Origin of the sequence: Mesorhizobium kowhaii, from assembly GCF_042431665.1 — a bacterium.
In the GTDB taxonomy this organism is placed as follows: Bacteria; Pseudomonadota; Alphaproteobacteria; order Rhizobiales; family Rhizobiaceae; genus Mesorhizobium; species Mesorhizobium kowhaii.
This window is the reverse complement of the sequence record NZ_JBHLYT010000013.1, coordinates 55639-73484: the sequence shown is the minus strand read 5'-3', so window position 1 is coordinate 73484 and position 17846 is coordinate 55639. Positions and strand designations below refer to the sequence as shown.

Sequence of the window (17846 nt, the reverse complement as noted above, 5' to 3'; positions counted from 1 at the left end):
ACTTTCTGATCGTAGCTTTGGAAAGCTCCTATGGCAGTTGGGAGTAGACCGCCCGCTCAAACTCGCCGTAGCGCTTCATGCAACGCGGTTCCACGAAGGGCCGTGACTGGGTCATGACGACGGCAGCGACGTTTTTCTTCGGGTCGAACCAATAGTGCCAATTGAGCACACCGGCCCAGCTCTGCGAACCTGCAGAGCGCATTCCGACGATGTCGGCCTCGTTGCGCTTGGAGAAGCGAACGCCGTTTCGGTCACCCACCATGCCGACAACGAAGGGCAAATCTCCTTCGGCCACGCTCCAGTCGAGAATGTCCTGCAACTCCGACATCGATGACCCCGCTCCAAGCCCCCCTCGACAGCTATCGGGCAGAATGTCGTTCCACGCGCTGCCGCGGAGAGAGCGCAAGGATAAAGCAAGCGTGTCCGAGCCTCCATTCTGGCTTGGTACAGATCCGTATCCGATCGGCGGGTTGGACTACTACTTAGGTCTATCCAGAATAGCCTTGAGGCTGGTTATTGGAGCAGGTGCCGAGCGCAGCAGTTCGGCCATCCTGACCAGATCCGCCAGGGATTGCGCGCCCATCCTTCTCATGACTTGAGCCCGATAAATCTTAACCGTGGATTCCACCACGCCAATCCTTCCGGCAACCTGCTTGTTCATCAATCCAGCCGTCACGAGATCCATCACCTCGCGTTCGCGCTCGCTTAGCGACTGAAACCGGGTGAAAGTCTCGATCGCCTGCCGATTGCTATCGAGGCGCATGCCGTCCAGCTCGATGGCTCTTGTGACGGCATCCAGCATTTCCTGTTCGCGAAACGGCTTCGTCAGAAAGTCGACGGCACCTGCCTTCATAGCTCTCACCGCCATCGGAACGTCGGCGTGGCCGGTCATGAATATGATTGGAATACGGACGCCGGCTGCGACAAGGCGGGCCTGAAAGTCGAGACCGCTGATGCCGGGCATACGAATGTCCAGCACGAAGCAGCTCGCAAGGTCGGGCAATTCCATGTTCAACAGCTCGGTCGGAGACGAGAACGCCTCGCTCTGCAAACCGACGGATTCCAACAAATCGACCAGCCCTTCGCGCATCGAAACATCGTCTTCGACGATGAAGACGAACGCATTTTGGGTAGTCCGAGCATAAATGGGGGCAGCCACCGGACGAGCGTATGACTGCGTCGGTCGCAGCACCAGGCGTTCATATTTTCGGATCATCAGATCACTTGTCATCACTATTCCCCTTGGAATGAGGCCAAACAGCCAGGGCGACCGCCGCAAGCAGTGCTGAAGCATCGAAGGGCTTTCGAAAGAACCCATGATGACTTTCAGCAGCCGCGCGCCTTTGGTCTGCGGCTTCATGGCGCGCCGTAATGAAAATGACGGGCAAGTCGGGGCGCACACTTCGCGCTCGCCGGCGAAGCTCGAAGCCGTCGACAACTGGCATGCCGATATCGGCAATCAGGCAATCTATCTTACGCAACACGTCGCGCTCGAGGAGCGACTGAGGAGATGAGAACAGACGAACCGAGTGCCCCGCCGACTCCAGGAGGTCCTCGATCGACTCGAGGACCCGAACGTCGTCATCGACAACCGCGATCATTGATTTCCGTGCAGCTTTCATTTCGAAGATGTTCCCGCGCGCCGAGAATGGGTTACTGGTACTTGCAGCCTTTCGGCGATCCTCACGAGATCGGCCAGCGATGCTGCCTGCATCTTGTGCATGATCTTGCTGCGGTGGATTTGCAGCGTCACCTCACTGATCCCAAGTTCCGCAGCCGCCTGCTTGTTGAGCAGACCGCTGACGACCAGCGGCAGAACCTGGCGTTCGCGAGAGGTCAGGGAGGAAAGGCGGCGCTGTAGCGTCACAAGCTCGGACCGCTCCAGGCGGACGCAGCAATCCCGATCGATCGCCGTGTGTATGGACTTCATCAACTCGGTTTCGCTGAACGGTTTGGTGAGGAAGTCCACGGCGCCGCGCTGGATGGCGCGTACAGAAGATGGAATGTCGCCGTGTCCGGTGATGAAGACGATAGGCGGATGTTGCTCGTGGTCGGTCTGTTTCTGGAATTCCAGCCCGTTGATGTCCGGGAGTTCGACATCGAGGATCAGGCAACCGGGCAGGTCCGGCCGGGGAAAAGCTAGATAGTCGGCAATCGAGTTGAAGGCGACGGAAGCCAAGCCTCTTGCCGCCAGAAGCTCGCACAGCGCCTCGCATATACGCTGGTCGTCGTCTACGATGAAAACGATACAGTCGTCCTGGGTCATGCCGAGTCGCCCGATTGGATCGGCAGCGTAAACGAGAACACCGTTCCCCTCGGCTCGATGCTCTCTGCCCAAAGCCGGCCGTCGTGTGATTCCAGTATCGAGCGACAGATCGCCAGGCCCATACCCATCCCCCCCTCCTTCGTCGTGAAGAACGGTTCGAAAATTCGTTCTGGTTCGGCAATTCCGTCGCCGTTGTCGCGGACGTCGACCAGGATCGCATTCTCTCCATAGCGGCGTGATCCAAACTTCAGTGATTTCGACACGTCGATTGTCGACTTCATTGCGTCGATCCCGTTGCGGACCAGATTGACCAGCACCTGCTGCATCTGCACGCGGTCCGCGAGCACTGGCGGCAGGGCCGCATCGAGATCCGTCTCAACGAAGATGCCCTGCGAGATTATTTCATCGAACATCAGCTGACGCACCTCGCCGATCACCTCGTTGAGATTGATTGAAGTTCTGGACGAAGCGGTCTGTTTGAAGAGTGCTCGTATTCGGCCGACGACCTCGGCCGCTGCCATGGAATCGCGAACTATTCGCTCCGCGGTAATGCGTGCCCGCTGCAGGTTTGGAGGATCCGCCGACAGCCAGCGTTGGCAGGCATGACTGTTGGTGATGACAGCCGCCAAGGGCTGATTGACCTCATGCGCGATCGATGCCGACAGCTCGGCGAGGCTCGCAAGCTGCGAAGCGCGCGAAAGCTTGTCCTGCGTCGCACGAACGACGTCATGTGCTCTCATCTCGTCATCGATGTCGATGATGACGCCATACCATTTCACGATGCGGCCATTGTCGTCCCGTAGCGGCAGGGCGCGATTATCAACCCAGCGATAGACGCCATCGCCCCGGCGGTTGCGGTACCGCATGGCGAAAGGCTCCCCGGTCTTCAACGAGTGCATCAGGTTTCCCTTTACAGCCTCCAAGTCATCGGCATGCATAAGGCGTCCAAGTGCCCCGTCCAGCTTGGAACCCTCCTTGGGCTGACTGTGGTCGATCTTGCGGCCGTAGTAGGTTTCCAACTGCTTGTTGATGTAGGCTGGTTCACCTTCGGGAGTGACGGACCAGACGAGTGTCGGTATGGTGTCGACAAGCTGCTGGAGTTCATACTGTCTGGCTCGCAATGCCTCTTCGACCCGCTTGCGATCGTCGATGTCGGTGTTGCTTCCGAACCAATGGATCACAGTGCCGGAGGCATCGCGCACTGGTTCGCCTTGGAAAAGGAACCAGCGGTACTGGCCATCGAAGCGGCGCAGCCGTGCCTCGATCTCGCCCGGCGCACCAGATGCCAGCAGAGATCGCCAGTATTCGACAAGCCGGTCTCGATCGTCCGAATGTATGACGGCAGTCCAATTCCAGTCGGTTGCCTGCTCCTGCGATAGCCCCGTGTATTCGAGCCATCTCCGGTTCAGGAATTCGGTGGACCCGTCTGGGCGGGCGGACCAGACCAGTGTCGGAAGAGCGTCGATCAGCCGCTGGAGCTGAAACTCTTTGGCCTCCAAAGCCTGTTCCACTCTCTTCAAGTCATCGATGTCGGTGAACAGGCCGTACCAGCGTACGACTTTGCCATCTTCGTCGAAGATTGGGTCGACGCGCGCATGGAACCAGCGGTATACGCCATCGTATCGCCGCATGCGGTACGCGCGGTCCATTGGCTCGCCGGTTTGAATGCTACGAACCCGTGCTGCCGCTACGCTGTCGCGTTCGTCGGGATGAATGATGCTGAGAAAGCCCAGCCCACTCAGCTCGAAGAGATCCAGTCCAAGATAGTCCCTTTGCGTCTTGTTGGCGTAGTCTTGATTGCCTTCGGGGTCAGCGGTTGCGATCAGCCCCGGGATGTTGTCGAGTATTGACCGGACACTGTGCTCGCTCGCGCGCAGGGCTTCCTCCGCGACCTTCTGGTCATCGATATCGAGCAGGATTCCATACCACTCGATGAACTTGCCGTTCCAATCGTGCCTGGGGCAAGCCGCGACACGGAACCAGCGATAGGTGCCATCGTGGCGACGAAGCCGGTATGCGCCATGAAATTCTTGGCCATTCTCCAGGCATTGCGACATGAGGCCTGCAGTTCGGTCGAAGTCCTCCGGATGAATAACCTGCCGGCAATGGAGATTGCTGGTGTCGACGGTGCCGAGATAATCCCGAAGGCTCGTGTTCACCTTGGTCAACCGGCCTTCCGTGTCGGCGATCCATGCCAGTCCGGGAATGCTCTCCAAGAACTCACGCGCGTCATACCCAGCGCGATCCAACGCACCCTGCCTTTGCAGCCCTTGAATGAAAAAACCGGTCAAGATCGCAGTTGCGGCGAGGAGGGCCAAACGCACATAAACATTCGGTCCGGCGGTCGCTGCCAGTTCGCTGGACAGCCAGAACACCAACAAGCCGGCGCCGGAAATGGCTATTGTCGAGCCATACTTCCGCAGCGGCGGCATTGCTTTCATTTTTGGACACCTCCCGACGCGGCTACTGCTGCCGCGCCAAGCGGCATCAGGGCCTCGCCCCCGCGAGAAGACAACACAATCGGTCCCCCGAGATGTCGGACTTCTACCACACTATATCAGAACAGAATGCCGCCCAGGCATAATGGAAAGATGTGATAGACAGCCGTTCGCCCGCCGCTGCCGTAGCACCGTGAACTGGGCGGACAGCACCAGGTGACGCTCAAATACGTGGATCCCCGGCGCACCGGCCGAACTGACACCGATCTGCATCCCTCGGGACCGACAGACCCGGACTGGACACCCAGCATCCACCGATGGGCACACTCTGCGACCCCAGGGGTGATAACCGCAAGGAAGGGCCAGTAGCCGCAAAGCAGACAAAGCCGTTCCACAAACCAGCCGGTATTGCTGCTGTCGAACGTGATGGAAGGCGGTTCAATTGAAGACGGCCCGAGAGTGGCAAGCAGATGAATGTCGGGCAGATGAATGTCGGGCAGATGAACGTCGTATCCGTCCGGTTGGGGATAGGCCGCTGGCGGCAGCGAACCTGTTGGAGTCGGTCACGATGTGACCGTCTGCGACGGACGGCTTCCAAGGTCGAAGCCACCGATTTTCTGGGGTAGCGGTTGCGGGCGAAATATGACGAGGAGACTACAAATGGGCTGTAATCGAGCGCTGTTGCGGATTTCATCCATTGGCGCCGGTGTTTTCATGTCGATCTGTCTCGCCGGTACCGTAGCGACCGCCACAGCCAAAGACCTGGACACCGTGGCTACCGTCGTTGCCGACCAAGTGCGAAGCCAAGGTTTCCCTTGCAAAAATCCGACTTCTGCGGATCGCCTCGAGGCCGAGTCCGTCCCAAATCAGACCGTCTACCTGCTCAAGTGCGAGGGCATGACCTGCCGGGTACTCTTGATTCCAGATCAGGCAGCTGAAGTGGCCAAAGTTGACTGAAGCCCAATGCGGGCTCCAGCGAGGAGACACTTCCAAAATCGAAATGGTCGATCTTTCTCGAAAGAAACTGCGTCGTCCCGCAAATGACCGCCGCAGTCTTGCAAACAAAAGCACAACCCGGACGCAACCAGTACCGGCTTAAGTAAATCGGCTCGATCGGAAGTTCATCAGCGAGGCTAGCGCATCCGATCGGCCATACGCCGGATAGACGGTTCCGCACGAGGAACACGCCACGGCGCCAGGACCAAGGCCTCGCACGGATCGCGACCATGTCAACTTTCAACATCCTCCGCAGGCACCGCGCCGTGCTGCTTTTCTCCGCCGTCTTCGTAGCGCCGCTCGCCGCTGGGGTCGCTCTGAACGCGAGTTTGGCCAATACGCAAGCGGGTTCGTCCCCGGTTGCCTCCGCCATTGGCGCTTCGGCCACCTCCTATGCTCCGATCGTTGCGGCCGACAAGCCGGCGGTGGTGACGATCACGTCGATCATGAAAACTTCATCGGCGCCCGATGATCAAACTCAGCCCTCAGACAGCGGTCCGTCGTCCAATGAGAGGTTGCCGCAATTCTTCGGCAATCGGGGAATCCCGGCGCCCAAGGCACCACCGCAAGGAGCGACGCAACTGGCAGAGGCCCTTGGTTCCGGCTTCATCATCAGCTCAGACGGCACCATCGTCACCAACAACCATGTCATCGACGGAGCTTCGGATATCATGGTGACGCTTGACAATGGAACCGAGCTGCCGGCGACCCTTGTCGGCCACGACGCAAAGTCGGACCTTGCGGTCCTGAAAGTAACGGCTGGGAAGCCCCTTCCCACTGTTGCCTGGGGCAATTCCGACGGACTCAGGGCAGGCGACCCGATTCTAGCGATTGGCAATCCGTTCGGCATCGGAACGACAGTCACTGCGGGAATCGTTTCCGCCCGCGGACGCGACCTCAACGGTGGTCCCTACGACGATTTCCTTCAGATCGACGCGCCGATCAACCACGGCAATTCGGGTGGGCCTCTTGTCGACACCAACGGCGCTGTCGTGGGTATCAACACCGCGATCTACTCGCCCAATGGCGGCAGCGTCGGCGTCGGATTTGCGATCCCTTCCAATGAGGCCAAACAGATCGTCGCCAAGCTGGTGAAGAACGGTTCGATCGAACATGGGCTGCTCGGCATCGAGATGCAGCCGGTTACAACGGACCTCGCCAACGCCCTGGGTCTGCCGACGCCTGAAGGTGCTTTGGTCGCTCATGTCGGCGATGGATCTCCCGCCGCTCATGCGGGCATCGAGACCGGCGACGTCATCACCGGATTCGCCGGTCAAACCATCAAGGAGCCCAAGACCCTGTCTCGAGCCGTGGCGGATCTCTTGCCGGGAAAAAGGGAGGCGATGTCCGTTTGGCGCAATGGGAAGACAGTTGCGTTGTCGGTGGTCGTCGGCGGCAATGACGACAGCGTCAAACAGGTGGCCGCAATCAACTCTTCCCAGCCGGTGCATTCCAGTTTTCCAACACTCGGTCTGGCGCTTGGTGACCTCGATCAAACCGTCCGCCAGGCCCTGAATGTGCCTTCGCAGGTGCGTGGTGCCGTGGTCGAGGGAATCGATCCGGACGAGCCTGCAGCCACCTCTGGCATCGAATTGGGCGACATCATCGTCTCGGTCAATCGCGTGCCGGTACAGACTGCTAAGGAGACGAGCCAGGCCATTAGCGGCGCAACAAAATCCAGCAAGAAGTCAGTGCTGCTGCTGATCAAGCGTGGTGAACAGCAGATCTTCATCGCTGTGCCATACGGCAATGGTTGACATGAAACATGCGGATGCCAACACCGCCGGGACGGGACCGTCAGATTGACGCGAAAACGATTTCAGTCTCCTGGAGGGGGCGAAATTGCAGGTCGCCGAGCTGGCGCCCCCCTTGGCGAGAGCGATGAAGCGGAAATAGCGGAACGGGTACAGAAAGCGCGCCCGCCAATTGCGCCAGAAACCAGATCTCCGATCAACGGCAGGGTTGGTGAGAACCAGCACGAAGTCTCGATCGAAGAGTGCTGGCTTCACAGGGGACGAGTTCCACGAACTGCGAAATTCCCAGCCAACCGGGTCCCAGCCAAACCGGGCCGTCCAGGGTCTATCCGAGGCTCCGCTGGAAAGCACTCGGCGTCAGGCCGGTCGCCTTGCGAAAAGCGGCCGTGAATGAGCTGGTTTCGCTATATCCGACAGTCAATCCTATGTCCGTCACCGAATGAGCGCGCGTCGCAAGGAGACCTTTGGCATGCTCGATTCGACGGCTGGTAAGGTACCGATGCGGAGGCATCCCAAAAGACACCTTGAAGGCGCGGCAAAAATAGCATGGGCTCAACCTGGCAAGCTGCGCGAGAGTGGCGAGCGGTACCGGTTCGCCCAAATGCGCCTCGATATGCGCCGTGACTATCCGCTGCTGCCAAGCCGCAAGCCCGCCTCGAAGCTGAGGTTCGGCTCTCGGCGTCCCCTCGTGGAAACGGATCAGCTCATGAGCCAGGACGATGCCCAGTGCTTCCAGGTAGCACCGATTCTCTGGGGTTGGACTTTCGAGCGACCTCATCAGTTTGAGGGCCGTGCCCAAAAGCGTTGCGTCCTCAAAGAAAAGCTTCGCCGCGAACGTCACATCTGTCACGCCGGCGTTGAACGGAACTTGCAGCTTGGCAGGATCAAGATAGACAAACATGAGACGCGCAAACGTCCGCGGCGCATGCCATTCAAGATATTCGCTACCGGCGGGCACCAAGGTAAGCCGGCGACCAAAATCCCGCAGTTTCGATCGGGGCAAACCTTCGACGAAGGTATCACCGTCTCGCCGCGTGCCCTGCTCGTAGACCACCAGCAAGTGCATGGGCGCGCGAAACCGGAATTCGAATTTGTCATGGCCGGCGGCTTGGACCACCTCGGCAACTATCCCATCCGAAATCGCCGTGCGACTACTCACGGCGTCGGCTGAAGATATCTCGACACGGTAATCGGCCCCATCGGCGCTCCGGCGCCGGAACTGCGCATGCGCCACGGAGTTGGTACGTTGTGCCTTTCCGCCGTTGAACGGAGCACGCCAATCCGCCGACAGGAATGGTCCCATTTGCTCCGGTCGCCGAGCATTGGCCGCGAAGGCAGCAATCGCGAGTGTATCGATGTCACTGGAGGCAGGATTCATCAACATGGCTTGGCGCACATCCTTTGGGTTATCCCATCTGATGTCAGCGTAAGGCGCCGGCGATGATTTATCCCATCCTACATCCGTCGGCGGTAATAGAGTATTGGTTTGAACTACTCATACTTTGGTTTGTGATTGGGCGTCGCGATCGATAGTAATGGTGTTTGTGCCGCGCCGACCAATTGGCCGGTTCTTCAATTGCGGCCGATCCCAAGTGATTGGTCGATTTGGTGCTACTGGACGTCACGTCTTGATGACCTTGAACGAGGGTCCCTGCATGGCCTGGACTTTTTGAGGTTCCACGCGAAATCCGCAAGCTGGATGCAAAGCCGGCAAGAACGACGAAGCACCGGCGGCAAAAAGCACTAGGTTGTAGGTCGGCGCTGCGATCGGTGGTTTCGATCCCATTTCCGTCCACCATCGTGGCAGCGCTCCAACTCGTGCCAGATTGATCCTGCGAGCCTCTCCTCCCTCGCCCGCTGATCGATTGTGAAGGCGCTCTTCCCCCCGGGAGCGTTTCTCACCGCTCGAGTTCTTGGGCCGATGACATGCTGTCATCGGCCCATTTTTCCTCCCGCCTCCCTAGCAGAACCGATTCACGGTCGATCGCCGAAGCGTTGCCGGCGTCGGCACCTTCGGCGATGCGACTAGCTTGCGGCGCGATGTATCGCGCGATTTCGGAGACAAGTATCCGACGTCGCCATTGGCGCTCGACCGCCTCATCGCGATGTCCTGGACAGGAAGGAATGGACAGCGCTGTCGGCAGTTCGCCAAGCTCTGTCACAGGTGGGACCAACTCAAGTCGACGGCGCGGTCAAGGCAGCCTCAACCGCAATCACCGCGTCGCATGACGCCTTCGCATCAAAACCCGTTCATGCCCGAAAAGAGGCCGGAATCGGTCGAGGGATACTCGTCCCCGTCGTTCTGCGATACGGGCTTCTTGGCCGATCTGGTTGTCGGTACTTGAACGTGCCTCGGCAACAATGAGTGGTTGCTGTTCGTTTTTCGTTCGACATGATCGAACTTCGCCTGCGTGTGTCCCGGAGGCGAACCTGCTGCTGCGGCCCAAGCGGTCGACAGGAGGACTGCCGCGAATGCAGCCGCGATTGAGAGAGAGCTCATGTGTTTTCACCTGTTGTTCTGTTGCGCAGCCGGCGAAACCCGAATTGGCGACAGAATTGTCGCTCATGCCGGTGATGTTTATATAGGTTTCGAAACACGTCTCGAGGCACTATACGAAACACATCCAGCGTGGCTGTAATTGTTTATCTTCATAGCCTTGGAGTATAATTCGGCCAACAAGAAGTGATGCGGAGCATAAGACCAGGGCGTTCCTCGTTGTCGACTCTCACCGATTGGTCCGAGGTCCTCGCATGGCGGCCTCGCCTCTGGCCGCGAAGGACCCTGGTCACGTTCATACACAACGCGGCGCGCGATCAGTCGAAGATCGGCTTTCCGATCGCGTTCGAAAAGACGTTGCCGAGATAGAAGTGGAGCTGTGCACGCACGCCGATGTCGCGGCCCGAGCTCTCATTGATCGGAATGATCGCCTCCACCCCGAGTTGGGCGTACTCGCCCACCCAGATGACGCCAGGATTGATCGTGCCCGCAGTCTCTCCAGCCGACGGCCCGTTCAGCGGCGTCTGCATCGCAAATTCCACCAGCGGCACCAAACCCTCGGCGAAGCGATGAGCATTCCCCTTGCCTGCGGAACGCGAATTGGTGAGCAGGCTGTATTCCAGGGCAAAGCCCCATTGCAGGATGTCTGGGTTGTCGACCGAGGTGGTGCCGGTCACGGTGGTGGATTCGGTTGGCAGTGCGACTCCGAGGCTCGCGGTGACATTGACCGGGCGCAGCCACGCCATTGAACCCGACAGATCGCCGAAGCCCTTGCCCACGTAAACGGTCGGCGTCAGCGTGGAGAACGAGTTGGCACCGATGTCGGACGATCCGGTGCCACCCAGCGCCAGCGTGCCGCCTGTCGAGAGCACGAACTCATGCTTGGCACTGGAATAGAGTTCGTACTGTGTGCCGAGCACCAGATTGTCGAAGCCCGCCCGTGTGCTCCCCTGATCGATCATGCGGTAGTTCGCGGTGAACGAGAGCGACCAATCCGGGGTGATGAGCTTGCTGTAGGAGAAAGGAAAGTCGACCTCGCGCGAGGCGGTGTCAGGCAACTGCGTCAATTGGGGAAAATTGACGAAGTCGGCCGGGGTGGGAACGACGGTCGCCAGAGTCGAGGGAAAGAAGCGGTCCCCAACGTAGGACGCCGACGCTTCCGAACTTGCAACGAGAGATAATAAGAAGCTGGGCACCGTCAGGTGCCAGGCCCGGTTAGCCATCCCACTCTCCTACCGAAAAATTCATCCTTCAGGCCGGGCGCTCACAATCGAAGGCGACGGTGATCCAGGATTCGGCCTCGATCACCTCGATGCGCCCGATGCCGAGCGCTTCGTCGTCCATGGGTTTCGCTTACATCCACTGGCTGCAGGAATTGGGGACGATCATCCCCTTGGCCCTTCACGCATCGGACCTTCCGCCAGGGGCGCGGATGAGACAGGGGCGGTTCAGTCTGGGCATCGTCTTTCTCTACAAACCAAAGCAAGGCGATCAACGCATCCGAATAGATGGCGAGGCAAATCAAAAACGATCTGGTACCGGCGTCCGTGGTCCAGCCCGCGAGCACGGCGAAAAGACAGGGCGGTACCATCACGGCGAAGAGTTCGAACCAGCGCGACTTGCCGAGACGCTCGCGCCATGACAACGCGTCGATGATCGGCGAGTCGAGTGGGCCTGTGCCGGCAGGAACTGGGGAGCCAGGCATCGAACCATGCCGACCGCAACCCAGGGGTAGAAAGCACCCGAGCCGGACAGCGCCCACTGCGATGCCCTGCTCTGTGAGGGCCAGGCCGGTCGCCCGCAGCACGCCCCAACCTCCGGCAGGGGACTTGTAGGGCCGCATCAACTTCCTGGGCGCCATGCATTGAAACCCTCGTGATCGAGCGTCGAGTGTTGCGCTCGAGCAAAGAAACATCTTTCGCAAACGCCGCCCTAGTTCGAGTTTCGCCCGTTGCGTCCCTTTGGCTTCTTCAATTGGCTTCCATGCAAAGCCGACGTGTCGAGCGCTGATCGCCGCGCGGCCCTAACAGTTTCGCCGTTCTTGCCAGGAATGTCCGCCTGATACCTACTCGAGAAGACGCCATAAGTAACGGTTTCACCAATTAGCTTACGCAGCCATACCAATGGATGATTCAAGCCAATGGCAAAACCTATGCATGCTTCCAGGGAGAGAAGGAGCAACGAATGAAATGTCTAAGCTGCGCGCGTGAGGTGAAACTACCTCACCAGTACTACTTTTGCTCTCTGGAATGTTTCGACGAGACAACCCGCAACACCAAATGGAGGATGTTGAGCGATGGACTTCCGCCTACTGGTTTTCCTGCTGGTGGCCAGCCCCGCACTGGCTCAGGACCACACTTCCCACGTCCCCGCTGGCCCTCCCGAGGGCAACTACGGCCAGCGACACGAGAAGTGGCACAGCATCTACATGGGGATGCATAACACGCTGGGTGGCTCATGCTGCAACGGCGGCGACTGTCGGCCAACGGTCGCCAAGTTCGAGGGGGGAAAGTGGTGGGGCAAACTCAATGGAGTATGGACGCCGATCGAGCCGCCCAAAAGGGTCCCTGAACACCCCTACTCTTGGAACGAAACAGCCCACATTTGCGCGGCTGGGAACACCGTCTACTGCTTCATACCCCCTGACAACGGGACCTGAACCTCCCGCCTAAAGCGCGTCGCGTTCGAAACGGATTCATGCGACGCGCTCTAAGTCTTTGTTTCCATGCATGTCGTTGCCTCAAAACCGGGGCCACTTTTGAGCGACATGCATTAGCCGGCTGGGTGCGTCGTTTCGGAGAAGAGTTCGCCTTGCTCGGGTTCCACAGGCAGTGTTCTTGCGCCTCGCAAGCCACCCAGGAATTTGCCGAGCCGCTCAAGATACAGGTAGACCACCGGCGTCGTGTAGAGCGTGAGAATTTGCGACAGCACCAAGCCACCCACGATCGTGTAGCCGAGCGGCTGGCGGATTTCCGATCCGGCGCCGGAGCCCAGCATCATCGGCACGCCGCCCAGCATGGCCGCCATGGTGGTCATTAGGATCGGCCTGAAACGTATCGTGCAGGCGCGGTAGATCGCCTCTTTTGGACTGAGACCTTCGTTCCGCTCGACCTGGAGCGCAAAGTCGACAAGCATGATGCCGTTCTTCTTGACGATGCCGATCAGCAGGATAACGCCGATCATGGCGATGACGCTGAAGTCCATATGGACCGCCATCAGCAACAACAAGGCACCGATGGCGGCCGAAGGCAGCGTCGACAGAATGGTAATCGGATGGATTATGCTTTCGTAGAGCACCCCGAGGATGATGTAGATCACAACCAGCGCCACTCCGATCAGTATTGGTGTGCCTGAGAGCGCCGACTGAAAGGCCTGCGCATTACCCTGGAAGCTGGTTGCAAGCGAAGCGGGCGTTCCGGCATCGCGTTCGAACTGCTGGATAGCGGCAACCGCATCTCCGAGCGCCGCGCCGGGTTTCAGGTTGAAGGAGATCGTGACCGCCGGGAACATGCTTTGATGGTTGATCACGATCGGCGCGGCCTTGGTCACGCTGGTCACCAGGGCGCTCAACGGCACCTGCTGCCCCGTCGAAGACTTCAGATAGATATCCTTGAGCCCTTCTGGACCGTACTGGAATTCCGTGCTGACCTCGAGAACGACGTGATACTGGTTGAGCTGGGTAAACATCGTGGAGACGATGCGCTGGCCGAAGGCATCATCGAGCGTGTTGTCGATGGTCGATGGAAGGATACCGAAACTCGACGCGACTTCGCGATTGACGGTCACATCGAGTAGTGGTCCTGCATTCTCCTGGTCGGTGGCGACGTCGACGATTCCCGGCAAGCCTTTAAGCTTGTCGAGGAAGATCGGCGCCCAATGGTTGAGCTCGTTGGAATCGGCATCGACCAGAGTGTATTGATATTGCGTCTTCGAAACGCGACCGCCGATAGTGATGTCCTGCGCCGCTTGCATGTAGAGCGTTATGCCTTGGGTCTTGGCGAGTTGGGATGATAGCCGGCTGATCACCTGATCGGCGCTGACGTCACGTTGGTTGTTGGGCTTAAGGGCGATGTACATCGTCCCTCGATTGAGCGTGCTCCCGCCACTCGCTCCTATCGAGGCTGCGACCGATGCTACGGCCGGATCCTTCAGCACAGTGTCGATTATCGCCTGCTGGCGCTCGGCCATCGCCGGGAACGAGATGTCCTGATCGGCCTCGGTGAGGCCGATAATCAAGCCGGTGTCTTGTTGCGGGAAAAAACCCTTCGGGATGACAAGGTAGAGATAGCCAGTGATGGCAATCGTTCCCAGCATGACGAGCAGCGTAACGAAACTGTGCCGCAGGACGACCCGTAAGCCCCGTTCATACACTCCAAGCAGCGCGTCGAAGCCGCTTTCGCAAATATCATAGAGCCGCCCGTGCCTGATGTCGGCCTCATGCCTGAGTAGATGCGCGCACATCATTGGCGTCAGCGTCAGCGAGATCACCAGCGACAGGATCAGTGAAACGCTCACCGTCACGGCGAACTCCTGGAAGAGTTCGCCGACATAGCCCCCCATCAGAAATAGAGGAATGAACACCGCGATGAGCGACAGCGTAATCGAAACGATGGTGAAGCCGATTTCGCCCGAGCCCTTTAGCGCAGCCTGCATCGGGGTGAGGCCGTCTTCGACGTGGCGGACGATGTTCTCGATCACCACGACTGCATCGTCGACGACGAAGCCGACCGCGATCGACAAGGCCATGAGCGACAGATTGTCGAGACTGTAGCCAAACGCATAGAGCACGGCAAAGGTGCCGACCAGCGAAAGGGGCACGGTTACTGCGGGAATAACTGTTGCCCAGAAATTGCGCAGGAACAGGAATATCACCATCACCACCAGGGCGATGGTCAGCATCAAGGTGAACTGCACGTCCTCGACCGAGGCACGGATGGTTTGTGTGCGGTCCGAAACGACCGATACCTTGATACCGGGCGGTATCGAGGCTTGTAGTTGGGGCAACAGGGCCTGGATGCGGCCAACCGTCTCGATCACATTGGCACCGGGCAGACGCCGGATAGCCAGCAAGATGGCGGGCTTCTTGCCGAACCAGGCGGCCACAAACTGGTTCTCCGGCCCGTCGATCGCGGTGCCGATGTCGCGGATGCGCACAGGCGAGCCATTGCGATAGGCAACGACAATATCATTGTAGGCGTCAGGCTTGAGCAGCTGGTCGTTGGTGTTGAGCGTGAAGGTTTGACGCGGGCCGTTGAGCGTGCCCTTCGCAATATCGACATTGGCCTCGCCGAGCACGTTGCGAACATCTTCAAGCCCAATGCCGCGAGCCGCGGCCGCCTGTGGATTGATCTGCACACGGATCGCCGGCTTCTGCTGGCCACCGATGCCTACAAGACCCACGCCGGAGATTTGCGAGATCTTCGGCAGCAGGATGTTTTCCGCATAGGCATCGACCGTCGTCAGCGGCAAGGTATCGGATGTCAGTGCGAGCACCAGGATCGGCGTATCCGCCGGATTAACCTTACGGATGGTTGGCGGATAGGGGATGCCCTGCGGCAGGAAGGGGCTGGCGGCATTGATCGCCGACAGCACGTCAACCGCCGCGCTGTCGACGTTGCGGCTGAGGTCGAACTGAATGGTGAGCTGTGTGCTGCCAAGCGCGCTGGTCGAAGTCAGCTGGGTCACGCCGGGGAGTTGGCTTATCTGTTGCTCAAGCGGGGTGGCCACCGACGACGCCATGGTTTCGGGATCGGCGCCGGGCAACTGCGCTGATACCTGAAGCGTAGGAAAGTTGACGTTCGGCAGCGATGCGACTGGTAGAAGCTGGTAGGTGGTGAGCCCACACAGCAGCAGACCCACCATCAGCAGGCTTGTCGCGATCGGCCGGTGAATGAAAGGGGCCGAGACGTTCACGGGATCGCTTGCTGCACTGCGCTTTGCAGGGCGGCTTCATCAGCGGCTTTGCCCACCAGCACCTGAACGCGGCTGCCCTGCACGAGCCTGTACTGTCCGTCGACCACGACAGTTTCGTTCGCCTTAAGACCCGAATCGATGAGGGCTTGTCCCCCGCTCAACTGCGCAACAGTGACAGGCCGCATCTGCGCGGTTCCATCAGGTGCGATCACATAAACATAGGAGCCGTTCGGACCTTGCTGCACCGCCGACCCGGCGATCGTCAGCCCCCCAGTGCGGGTATCAAGAAGCAAACGCGCATTCACGAGCGCTCCGGGCCAGAGTTGGTTCCGGGCGTTCGGAAACGTGGCCCGGAGGCGGACCGTACCTGTCGTCTGGACGATCTGGTTGTCGACAAGCAGGAGTTTGCCTTCGTCGAGCTTGGTCTTGTCGTCCTGGCTGTACGCAAAGACCGTAAGCGGCCCCTTGGCCATCTGCCGCTGGATTTGCGGGAGCGTGTCCTCGGGCAGCGTAAAGATCAACGAGATCGGTTGGACCTGCGCAACGTCGACCAGACCAAAAGTATCGGTCGGATGAATGATGTTGCCTTCGTCGATCTGCCGGATACCCGTTACACCGTCGATTGGCGAGGTCAGGCGGGAGTAGCTCAGATTGATCTGAGCGGCTTGTAACAGAGCCTCGTCTGCCTTGATTGTCGCCTGGAGCTGGATGACCTGAGCCTTCTGAGTGGCCACCAGCTGGGACGTGGCAAAGCCTTTCGCCAGCAGGGGCGTGTAGCGGTCCAGATTTGCCTGCGCGTTGACGAGTTGCGCCTGGTCGCGATCGCGGGTCGCGATAATCTGATCGATTTCTGCCTGATAGGGATCTGGGTCGATCTGCGCCAGCAGATCGCCCTTTTTCACTGTCTGACCTTGCGTGAATGCGATCTTCGTAATCGGTCCTGAAATCAGGCTATGCACCACCACGTTGTTGTAGGCGATCACCGTTCCCACGCCACGAAGGTAGATCGGCACGTCGTGACTGGCTACTTCTCCGGCAACGACCGGAACCGCCGGCGGAGGAACAGAGGCCGCCGCAGGTTCGGAAGGATCGTAGACATGCTTGGCTGCAAACCCAACGCCGCCGATCAAAATCAGCAGCGCGGCAACAATGACGGGTCGCTTGCGCATCGAAGGCTCCTACAAAGACGGGATCGCTTTTTTCAGCAGCCGGGCGCCGACAGCGTGTTTGTGCCTGTCACACCCGTACTGCCGCAGGTTGGAATCGTTACCAGTGGACTTGTCACCGGATCGGTTAAACCGGGTGTTGGAATGCCAATTAACGGGCTCACTCCCAAATTGCTGAGTTCCGAAGACCCCAGCGGAATCCCAACCGGGGTCCCAAGACCCCTGGACGATGTCCCAGACGATGTGCCGGTGGTGGTGGATAGTATCGATGTGGTGCCGGAAGGCGACGCGCCCGATGCCGTCGTGCTGCAGGTGCCCAATGCTGTTGAAGGCATCGGATTCACAGACGACGTCCCACTCATGGTCGTGGCTCCGTCAACGCCTCCGCCATCGAAAGTGGAGAGGGCGGAGGTCGCTCCGGTACACCCGGAATTGGTCGTGCCTACAGAGGCAGGCGTCGTCAAGCCACCAGGATCGAGTTCGACCGCGCCCAGGGGAATACCAACCGGATTGAGGGGCGAACCAACGCCAGAGAGGGGCGAGGTCATTCCTATTGCGGGCGTGGTCGTGCTGACTTGCGCCAGGCTTGGCCCGCTGAACAAGAGAGCGATCGCAAAGGCGATCGGCAAGATTGGCATCGCAACATCATTGTCATTTCGCATTGGAACTACCGTCGTTTCGTGTGTCCAGGTGAGGCATGCGTGAAGGAACGTCGTTGGGCCTTCGAACGCATTTCGCCCGGTCAGATCGGAGATGATGGCAGATGGAGGGGAAGCGCTCTTCCGTAAAGGCGGCTGGATTTCCCTATTCGCACGC

At 59.2% G+C, this 17846-nt stretch carries 11 protein-coding genes; 2 read left to right on the top strand and 9 right to left on the bottom strand.

Features of this window, described 5'->3' with window-relative positions:
- Nucleotides 1–28 precede the first annotated feature (28 nt).
- The 5 genes from ACFFNA_RS12465 to ACFFNA_RS12445 all read right to left on the bottom strand — a co-directional run bounded on the left by ACFFNA_RS12465 (nucleotide 29) and on the right by ACFFNA_RS12445 (nucleotide 4707).
- Nucleotides 29–328, bottom strand: a complete 300-nt coding sequence (locus ACFFNA_RS12465; protein ID WP_378918572.1) for a hypothetical protein — start codon at nucleotides 326–328, stop codon at nucleotides 29–31.
- Nucleotides 329–478: 150 nt separating this feature from the next.
- A complete protein-coding gene (locus ACFFNA_RS12460; RefSeq protein WP_378918570.1) occupies nucleotides 479–1231 on the bottom strand; it encodes a response regulator transcription factor in 753 nt (250 codons plus the stop codon).
- Nucleotides 1221–1622: a response regulator gene (locus ACFFNA_RS12455; RefSeq protein WP_378918568.1), complete on the bottom strand. Its 402-nt coding sequence runs from the start codon at nucleotides 1620–1622 to the stop codon at nucleotides 1221–1223. Before ACFFNA_RS12455 ends, ACFFNA_RS12460 begins: the two co-directional genes overlap by 11 nt.
- Entirely contained in the window at nucleotides 1619–2266 is a 648-nt protein-coding gene (locus ACFFNA_RS12450; protein ID WP_378918566.1) for a response regulator transcription factor, read from the bottom strand. Before ACFFNA_RS12450 ends, ACFFNA_RS12455 begins: the two co-directional genes overlap by 4 nt.
- Nucleotides 2263–4707 (bottom strand): PAS domain-containing protein, encoded by a 2445-nt coding sequence (locus ACFFNA_RS12445; protein WP_378918564.1) that lies wholly within the window; start codon nucleotides 4705–4707, stop codon nucleotides 2263–2265. Before ACFFNA_RS12445 ends, ACFFNA_RS12450 begins: the two co-directional genes overlap by 4 nt.
- A 657-nt stretch (nucleotides 4708–5364) precedes the next feature.
- Between ACFFNA_RS12445 and ACFFNA_RS12440 the strand changes: the two genes are divergently transcribed.
- Together ACFFNA_RS12440 and ACFFNA_RS12435 are read left to right on the top strand one after the other, a co-directional pair.
- Nucleotides 5365–5661 (top strand): hypothetical protein, encoded by a 297-nt coding sequence (locus ACFFNA_RS12440; RefSeq protein WP_378918562.1) that lies wholly within the window; start codon nucleotides 5365–5367, stop codon nucleotides 5659–5661.
- A 269-nt stretch (nucleotides 5662–5930) separates the two neighbouring features.
- On the top strand, nucleotides 5931–7457 hold the full coding sequence (locus ACFFNA_RS12435) for a Do family serine endopeptidase (RefSeq protein ID WP_378918560.1): 1527 nt from the start codon (nucleotides 5931–5933) through the stop codon (nucleotides 7455–7457).
- 322 nt (nucleotides 7458–7779) lie between these two features.
- Here ACFFNA_RS12435 and ACFFNA_RS12430 read toward each other — a convergent pair whose 3' ends face one another.
- From ACFFNA_RS12430 to ACFFNA_RS12415, 4 genes are all read right to left on the bottom strand, one after another.
- Nucleotides 7780–8838, bottom strand: a complete 1059-nt coding sequence (locus ACFFNA_RS12430) for a helix-turn-helix transcriptional regulator (protein WP_378918558.1) — start codon at nucleotides 8836–8838, stop codon at nucleotides 7780–7782.
- 1430 nt (nucleotides 8839–10268) lie between these two features.
- Nucleotides 10269–11174 (bottom strand): hypothetical protein, encoded by a 906-nt coding sequence (locus tag ACFFNA_RS12425; protein WP_378918556.1) that lies wholly within the window; start codon nucleotides 11172–11174, stop codon nucleotides 10269–10271.
- Between the two features lie 1549 nt (nucleotides 11175–12723).
- Nucleotides 12724–15864, bottom strand: a complete 3141-nt coding sequence (locus ACFFNA_RS12420; RefSeq protein WP_378918554.1) for an efflux RND transporter permease subunit — start codon at nucleotides 15862–15864, stop codon at nucleotides 12724–12726.
- Nucleotides 15861–17033: an efflux RND transporter periplasmic adaptor subunit gene (locus tag ACFFNA_RS12415; protein WP_378918552.1), complete on the bottom strand. Its 1173-nt coding sequence runs from the start codon at nucleotides 17031–17033 to the stop codon at nucleotides 15861–15863. Before ACFFNA_RS12415 ends, ACFFNA_RS12420 begins: the two co-directional genes overlap by 4 nt.
- Nucleotides 17034–17846 lie beyond the last annotated feature (813 nt).